The sequence below is a fragment of the Streptomyces ossamyceticus genome, from assembly GCF_001418475.1.
Lineage (GTDB): Bacteria > Actinomycetota > Actinomycetes > Streptomycetales > Streptomycetaceae > Streptomyces > Streptomyces ossamyceticus.
Window position 1 is genome coordinate 1 of record NZ_LIQX01000633.1, and the last position, 7,650, is coordinate 7,650.

8 protein-coding genes are annotated in these 7,650 nt (G+C 73.0%); 6 read left to right on the plus strand and 2 right to left on the minus strand.

Annotation, left to right across the window (positions count from 1 at the left end):
* Positions 1-173: 173 nt before the first annotated feature.
* On the plus strand, positions 174-692 hold the full coding sequence (locus tag AOK15_RS35315; protein ID WP_055522420.1) for a MarR family winged helix-turn-helix transcriptional regulator: 519 nt from the start codon (positions 174-176) through the stop codon (positions 690-692).
* Between the two features lie 55 nt (positions 693-747).
* Here the strand turns inward: AOK15_RS35315 and AOK15_RS35320 are convergent, their stop codons facing one another.
* Positions 748-2,274: an FAD-dependent monooxygenase gene (locus tag AOK15_RS35320; RefSeq protein ID WP_079058886.1), complete on the minus strand. Its 1,527-nt coding sequence runs from the start codon at positions 2,272-2,274 to the stop codon at positions 748-750.
* A 155-nt stretch (positions 2,275-2,429) separates the two neighbouring features.
* Between AOK15_RS35320 and AOK15_RS35325 the strand changes: the two genes are divergently transcribed.
* Positions 2,430-3,032, plus strand: coding sequence for a TetR/AcrR family transcriptional regulator (locus AOK15_RS35325; protein ID WP_055522423.1), 603 nt, complete (start codon positions 2,430-2,432; stop codon positions 3,030-3,032).
* Positions 3,033-3,197: 165 nt separating this feature from the next.
* Here AOK15_RS35325 and AOK15_RS35330 read toward each other — a convergent pair whose 3' ends face one another.
* The gene (locus AOK15_RS35330; protein ID WP_055522425.1) at positions 3,198-3,449 is read right to left on the minus strand and encodes a hypothetical protein; all 252 of its coding nucleotides are present in this window, start codon (positions 3,447-3,449) and stop codon (positions 3,198-3,200) included.
* Between the two features lie 203 nt (positions 3,450-3,652).
* On the opposite strand from AOK15_RS35330, the gene AOK15_RS35335 reads away from it, so the two are divergent.
* The 4 genes from AOK15_RS35335 to AOK15_RS35350 all read left to right on the plus strand — a co-directional run.
* Positions 3,653-5,404: a type IV secretory system conjugative DNA transfer family protein gene (locus AOK15_RS35335; protein ID WP_055522427.1), complete on the plus strand. Its 1,752-nt coding sequence runs from the start codon at positions 3,653-3,655 to the stop codon at positions 5,402-5,404.
* 34 nt (positions 5,405-5,438) lie between these two features.
* A complete protein-coding gene (locus AOK15_RS35340) occupies positions 5,439-5,852 on the plus strand; it encodes a DUF4913 domain-containing protein (protein ID WP_055522430.1) in 414 nt (137 codons plus the stop codon).
* Positions 5,853-5,997: 145 nt separating this feature from the next.
* On the plus strand, positions 5,998-6,564 hold the full coding sequence (locus AOK15_RS35345) for a hypothetical protein (RefSeq protein WP_055522433.1): 567 nt from the start codon (positions 5,998-6,000) through the stop codon (positions 6,562-6,564).
* Between the two features lie 7 nt (positions 6,565-6,571).
* The coding region (locus tag AOK15_RS35350) for a tetrahydrofolate dehydrogenase/cyclohydrolase catalytic domain-containing protein (protein ID WP_055522435.1) at positions 6,572-7,650 on the plus strand (1,079 nt) is incomplete at its 3' end.

Here is a 7,650-nt window from a genome sequence, read left to right on the forward strand (position 1 = left end):
GTACTGCGGTGTACGGGCGGTGGGGGCGGTGGGGGCGGACGAGGTGAAGCGACGGCGGTTGATGGCCACCGCCCGTACACCGCATTACCTTGCCTGCCATTAGCTTAGCGCTAAGCAACTTTCCGTCAAGCCACTTTCTTGCGACCGACCGACGCGCGCCCGATACTCGACCCATGACAGTGCGTCCCGAGTCCGACACGTCCCCGCGCGACCCCGTCGACGCGATCATCGAGCAGTGGGCGGCCGTCCGCCCCGACCTCGACACCACCGCGATGGAGGTCTTCGGGCGGGTCTACCGGCTGTCCCGCACGCTCGGCGACCGCATGGAGAAGGCGTACGCCCGGTTCGGGATCTCCCGCGGCGAGTTCGACGTGCTCGCGACCCTGCGCCGGTCCGGGGAGCCGTACACCCTCTCGCCCCGTCAGCTGTCGGGGACCCTCATGCTCACCACCGGCGGGATGACCGGCCGCCTCGACAAGCTCGAACGGGCGGGTCTGCTGCGTCGTTCACCCGACCCGCACGACCGCCGCGCCCTCCAGGTCACCCTCACGGACGACGGTCTGCGGGTGATCGACGAGGCGGTGTCCGCGGGGCTCGCCGTCCAGAAGGAGGCGCTCGCCCACCTGGACGAGGAACAGGCCGGCCAACTGGCCGACCTGCTGCGCACACTCGTGCTGGGGACGGGCTCGTGACGCGCCGGGCCGTGACCACCCATACGCGAGACCGACGGGAAGTGCCGGACACGGTTCAGGACTTGGCCCCCAGCCACGTCGTCAGCGCCTCCTCGACCGCGCCGGCGTCGGCGTCGTCCGCCGCCCAGGCCACATGGCCGTCGGGCCGCACGAGGACGGTGGTCCGGCGGTCGCTCGTCCAGGTCGCCACAGCCAGACGGTCCTCACGGGACCCGGAGCCGGACGCGAGCGGGTCGCCCGGCGGGGAGATCCGCGGGGTGACGAGGACGAAGCGGCCGCCGCGCAGCGCCTCGTAAAGGCGGCCGACGGAGAGGGCGACGTCGGGGACACGGGTACCCACGAGCCGGTGGGCACCCCGCGGGGCGGGATAGGCGTACCCGATGCCGGAGATCTGGCCGATCATGCGGGCACGGGCGGGTCCCACGTGGTTGAGGACCGTGGTGAGGGCGGCCCGGAACGCCAGTGTCCAGGGACGCCTGGCCATGGCGAGCCGGACGATGCCGCCGCTGCTGCGCAGGACCGCCCTGCCGACGGGATGGCGCTCGGCCTGGTACGTGTCCAGGAGGGCGGGATCCGCGTGGCCGGACAGGACGGCGACGAGCTTCCAGCCGAGGTTCGCCGCGTCCTGGAGGCCGGTGTTCATGCCCTGGCCGCCGGCCGGCGTGTGGACGTGGGCGGCGTCGCCCGCGAGGAAGACCCGGCCGACGCGATAGGCGGGCGCCTGCCGCTCGTCGCTGTGGAACCGGGACATCCAGCGGGCGTCCCGCATGCCGTGGTCCCGCCCGAGGGCGAGCCTGGCGATCTCCCTGACCTCGTCGAGGTCGAGCGGTGCGGTGTCGGGGACGTCCAGGCCCCGGCGCCAGCCGATGACCCGGTGGTAGCCGTCGCCGAAGGGCGCGATGAAGGCGAAGGCGTCACCGACGCCGTTGGCGGTCAGCACCTGCTCCGGGGGGTCGTCGAGCCGCACGTCCGCGAGGACGACGGAACGGATGACCCGCCTGCCGGGGAACGGCAGCCCGATCGCCTCCCGCACGGCACTGCGGTGACCGTCCGCGCCGACGACATAGGCGGCGCTCAGCCGCTCGACACCACCCCCGTCCGCCTCCGGGGCACGCACATGGACGGCGACCGCGTCGGCGCCTTGCTCCACGGAGGTCACCTCCGTGTCGTACCGGAACCTCACCCCGGCCTCCACCGCCCGCCGCAGCAGCACCGCCTCCACCTCGTATTGCGGGATCACGAGCAGGTGGTTGAAGCGGGAGGGGAGGGTGTCGAGCCGCACGGAGAGCCGTCCGAAGAGGAGCATCCGGTCGAGCACCCGGCCCTTGCCCTCCAGTTCGTCGGCGAGCCCCCGGGCGTCGAGTTGCTCCAGCGTGCGGGCGTGCACGGCGAAGGCACGGGAGAGGTTGCTGATGCCGCGGGGGCGCTTCTCGACGAGGGTGACCGGGACGCCGGCGGCGGCGAGGTCGCCGGCCAGCAGCAGGCCGGTGGGGCCCGCCCCCACGACGATGACCTCGGCCGCGCCGGTGCCCCGGTCCCCCTCGTCGTCGATGTGCCGGATGTCGCTGGTGCTGCCGTTCATGTCGGCCTCCCGCCGCCCGCGCTCATGGACCATCACCTGCCGGCCAACACCTGTGGGCCAACGCTCGTTCGCCAACACATGTTTGCCAACATCTGTTTGCCAACATACGTTGGCATCACTGGACCGTCAACGCTTGTTGGCCTACGTTTGTTGGCATGACCGAGATCGACACGGGGCGCGTCGCCGCCCGACCCCACCGCCGCTCCGACGCCACACGGACCGCGATCCTCGTCGCCGCGCGCGAGAGGTTCGCCGCCGACGGATACGACCGGGCCACCATCCGGGCGATCGCCAAGGCGGCCAACATCGACCCGTCGATGGTCATGCGCTACTACGGCTCGAAGGAGGGCCTCTACGCCGCGGCGCTCGACGTGGACCTGCGGCTGCCCGACCCGGCCTCACTGGATCCGCGGGACGTGGGACGCGTACTCGTCGGCCACTTCCTCGACCTCTGGGAGGAGAACGAGGTGCTCAGCGCGATGCTCCGGGTGGGCGCCACCCACCAGGCCGGCGCCGAGCGGATGCAGGGCGTCTTCCGGGACCAGTTGCTGCCGCTCGCCCGGCAGGTGTGCCCCGACCCCGAGCAGGCCCCGACGCGGGCGGCACTCATCGCGTCACAGGTGCTGGGGCTCGCGCTGACCCGCTACATCCTGCGGTTCCCGCCGACCGTCGCCCTGGGCCGCGAGGAGATCGTCGAGTGGCTGGGGCCGACGGTGCAGCGGTACCTCACGGCGCCGGACCCGTCGCCGCACCCCTGAACGGCCCACGGCCCACGGCCCACGGCCCGCGGCCAGCGGACGGCGGGCGGCCGGGCGGCGGGTGTTCCTCCGGCCGGTGGTCACGCCCGGAAACACGACGAGGGCACCCTCGGCGCACGGGTGTGCGGAGGGTGCCCTCGGCGGAACGCCGTCAGTGGGGGGCGGTCAGGCCTTCGCCTTGACCTTGGGCTCGCGGTCCGTCGACCGGTCCAGGACCATCACCAGGCCGGTGATCAGCGCGAACAGCCCGATCGGCGCCACGACGAAGAGGCCGAGCGTCTCGATCACACTGAGGCCCGGACCCGGGTCGTCTCCGTCGTCGGGCGTCAGCGCGAGCGCGGGGGACGACATGAGCAGCATCATCAGCGTCGTACCGGCGGCCAGGGCGCCGGCGCGCAGGGCGTTCTTCTTGTCCACGGGGCCAACGTATCTAACGCGGCGGAGGAGTGCGCGGGCGGGGGGTGGGGTGCGTGGTGCGTCGGTGACACATGCGGCTCCGCCGCGTGGGCGCGAACACCGCCCACCCACCCGCACCGGCCGACGAACCCCGCACCCCCGAGCCCTGACGCGTCCGACCCCACACAGCCAGACACACCACGACCTGACGGGGGACCAAGACAATGAGCACCCGCAAGAAACCGCACGGTACCGCCGACGACCTCCTCCCCTGGATCATCCCCGGCGTCGCCCTCCTCGCCGGCACCCTCTTCCTCGCCGCCTGGCTCGGCGGCACCCTGGGCGCCGCCCTCACCGGCAACGGCTGGGACCCACCGCCGTTCACCCTGGAGACGATGTCCACCCTCGTGAAGGAGGGCCCGGCGACCGTGTGGCCGACGACGTCCACCGGCGCGATCACCGCCGGCATCGGCACCGTGTTCGGCGCGGCCGTCGCCCTCCTCGTCACCCCGGTCGTCCTGATCCGCCGCCGCGGAGCGAAGCCCACCGGTCTGGCCGGCCGCAAGGAACTCGCCGGTCTCCTCCCGAAGGGCGCCGCCGCCCGCGCCCGCCAACTCCGCCCGTCCCTGCCGAAGTCGGGCCGTCTCGCCCCGGACGACACGGGCAACCTCCTCGGCAACCTGGAGCCCGGCGGCCCCGAGCTGCGCAGCAGCTACGAGGACGTGGAGCTGGACCTGATGGCGCCGCGGGCGGGCAAGTCCACCGGCATCGCCGTCCCGCGTGTGCTGCGCGCCCGCGGCAGTGTCCTGCTGACCTCGAACAAGGCGGACGTCTACAGCGTGACCCGCGCCGAACGCGAACGCGCGGGCACGGTGTGGACGTTCGACCCGCAGGGCATCGCCCACACCCCGCGCGGTCTGTGGTGGGACATGCTGGCCGACGCCGCGACGATCGAGGGCGCCCGCCGCCTCGCCGGTCACTTCGTCGGCGCGGTCAACGACGACGCCTCCAAGCGGGACTTCTGGATCTCCGCGGCCCAGAACACCCTCACGGCCCTGTTCCACGCGGCCAACCGCGGCGGACGGCAGGTCGGGGAGGTGCTGGCCTGGCTGGCGGACCCGGCCGACCGTACGCCCGTCGACCTGCTGCGGGACGCGGGCATGGCGGCCCTCGCCGACCAGCTCCAGGGCACCGTCCAGGGCGCGGTGGAGACCCGCGACGGCATCTACGAGACGGCCCGCCAGTGCGTGGCCTGCCTGCTCGACCCGACGATCGCGGCCTGGGTGAGCCCCGACCCGGAACTCCCGCAGTTCCTGCCCGAACGGCACGTCCTCTCCCCGGACACGCTCTACCTGCTCTCCAAGGACGGCGGCGGCTCCGCGGCCGGGGTGATCGCCGCGTGCGCCGACTCCGTGCTGCGCGCGGGTGTCGTCGCCGCCGAGCGGATGGGCGGCCGCCTCGACCCGCCGATGACGGCCGTGCTGGACGAGGCCGCGAACGTGTGCCGCATCTCCGACCTGCCCGACCTGTACTCCCACTTCGGCTCGCGCGGCATCAACGTCGTGACCCTGCTCCAGAGTTACCGGCAGGGCACGCGCGTGTGGGGCGACGCGGGGATGGACGCGCTGTGGGGCGCCGCCACCATCAAGCTGCTCGGCGCGGGCCTCGACGACGCGGACTTCGTGGAGAAGGTCTCCCGTCTGGTGGGTGAGCACGACGTGTCGACGGTGAGCTACTCCCGCAGCAAGGACGGCAGGTCGCGCTCCACGTCGTACCGCCTGGAACGCATCCTGCCCGCCGACCGCATCCGCGCCCTCCCCAAGGGCACCGCGCTGCTTCTCGCCACCGGTGTGAAGCCGGCCCTGGTCAGGCTGCGCCCCTGGTACGCCGAGCCCGGCGCCGACCGTATCGCCCTGGCCGCCCAGGCCGAGGTCAAGGCCATCACGGCCCGCGCGACGGAGAGCTTCGTCCGATGAGCGCGGGCCACGAACCCCAGGAAGGGAGCCCCCGATGACCACGGCTGTGGACCAGCCCGGCGTGGAGGAAGCGGTGTCCGCCTCACCGCCGTTCATCCTCTACCTCGACGGCGCCGAGTACACGGACGAGATGCGGAGCCTGGCCGTCTGGGTCGGTGATCTGCTGCTCCCCGTGTACGGCCGGGAGGTCAGCTCCCAGCAGCCCTGGTGCCCGCGCTGGTGGGAGCACCTGGAGGCGGTGGCCCGGCTGCACGGCCTGTGGCTGGCCTGGCAGGAGCTGACCGACCCGTCGGCGGGCCTGTCCGGTCCGGCGGTCTGGCACCGGGACCACCTGGGCCCGGTACTCGCCGAACTCCGCTCGCCCGCGGGCCCGTTCGCGGGCTGCAAGGCGGGCAGCCACCGGGCCAAGCAGCCGCCGACCGCCGAACCGTACGGGACGGACCACTGAGCACGGCGGCCGGTCTCCCTACCCTGGACCGGCGCGCGGTGGATCATCGCGCGGCCGGCAGCGGGAACGCGGTCCCGGCCTGTGCCGTACGCGGGTTCCCGGACACACCGACGGCCGTCGTCACGCGGCCGACAGGAGAAACACCATGAACACTCCGACCACCCCGAACAGCCCCACCGATCCCAGCAACCACGACAACCACGGTGGCCACGGTGGCCCCGACAGGCCCGGTGGCTCCAGCGGCTCCGAGGGCTCCACCAACCCGACTCTCCGGTACTTCGAGGACGTCGTCGACTGGCGTCACCGGCGGGCGGGGCGGGCGCACACGCTGGTGCGCGCCGTCCACTCGACCACCACGGGGCGGGTGGTCGCGGTCGTGTCCGAGCTGGCGAGCAACCCCGACGACCGCGGCGTCACCGACGACTTCGGCAGCGTCGCGGACGCCGTACTGCCCGCGCTGCGGCGGGCGTTCGGCGCGGAGCCGGTCGAGGTGTTCTGGATCGCCCACTTCGGCGCGTTCTCGTACCACGACCCGACCGGGCCGGAGTCCTTCACCCAGATCCTGCTGACGGCGGGCCCGAACGGCCACGTCGACGACCTGACGGGCGACCGGACGTTCACCGTCCGGGACGTCGAGGAGCTCCTCGGCCGCGCGCTCGAACCGGTCGACCGGGTGCTCGCCCGTATCGACCACGAAGCGACCCGGGGGTGAGCCGGCGATGACCGAGCACGTGTCGGGGCGGGACGTCCTGCGCCAGGCGAAGGAGCTGTACGAGCCCTACCGCGACGACGTGGCCCCGACGGGGCAGCGCGTGGCGATCATCCGGTTCCAGCCCGCGGAGAACGACCCGCCGGACTGGAAGATCAAGCTGGAGGCGTCCAAGGTCTCCGCCGAGCAGAAGGTGAAGAGTTTCGAGCACCTCGGCTTCCAGGCGGACCATGTGGTGATGCCGCCGGGCACCACGCGTGCGCAGTTCGCGGAGGTGCTGGAGCGGGCCAACCAGGATCCGCAGACCCGCGCGATCATCGTGCAGTTCCCGCCGCCGGCCCATCTCCAGCCGCTCGTGCAGCGGATGGACCCGGCGAAGGACATCGACGCGCTCACCAAGGGCCGCTCCCCCTACAACGCGTGCGCCACGGCCGAGGGCATCTGCCGGGTGGTGGAACCGTTCGCCAAGGACGACCCGGTGATCGCGGTGGTCGGCAGCAAGGGGTTCGTCGGGCAGGGCGTGGTCACGACGCTGCGCGAGCAGGGCCACAGGCTGATGGAACTCGACGCCGGTGACGACCTGCGGCGGGTACGCGACGCCGACATCGTCGTCTCCGTCACCGGCAACCCCGGCATCCTCGGCCCCGACCACCTCCGGCCCCACCACCGGCTCGTCGTCGACTCCGGGTTCGTCCCACAGCCGGACGGCAGCGTGAAGGGGGACGTCCAGCGGGAGGCGTACGGCATCCCGCAGCACCTCACGCCGGTGCCGGGCGGTATCGGGCCGGTCGAGATGGCCACGCTCATGGAACGCGTCGTCCGCCGCGAGGTCGACCCCGACGCGCCCTCCTGGAAGGTGGACCCCCGCCCCTACCTGACCAAGGACCAGCTCACCCAGGGAGCCCAGGAACCGTCCCCCGCGACGGTGACGGCGGCCCAGGCGACCCAGGCGACCCAGGCGGCCCAGGTGGGCGAGGGCCGGCAGGTGGTGGGTGAGCGGGCCGTCGGTGGCGAGCGGGCTGTGGACGGCGAGCGGGCTGTGGTGGGCGGGCAGTCGGTCGGACAGCAGGCGGCGGGGCAGCAGACGCC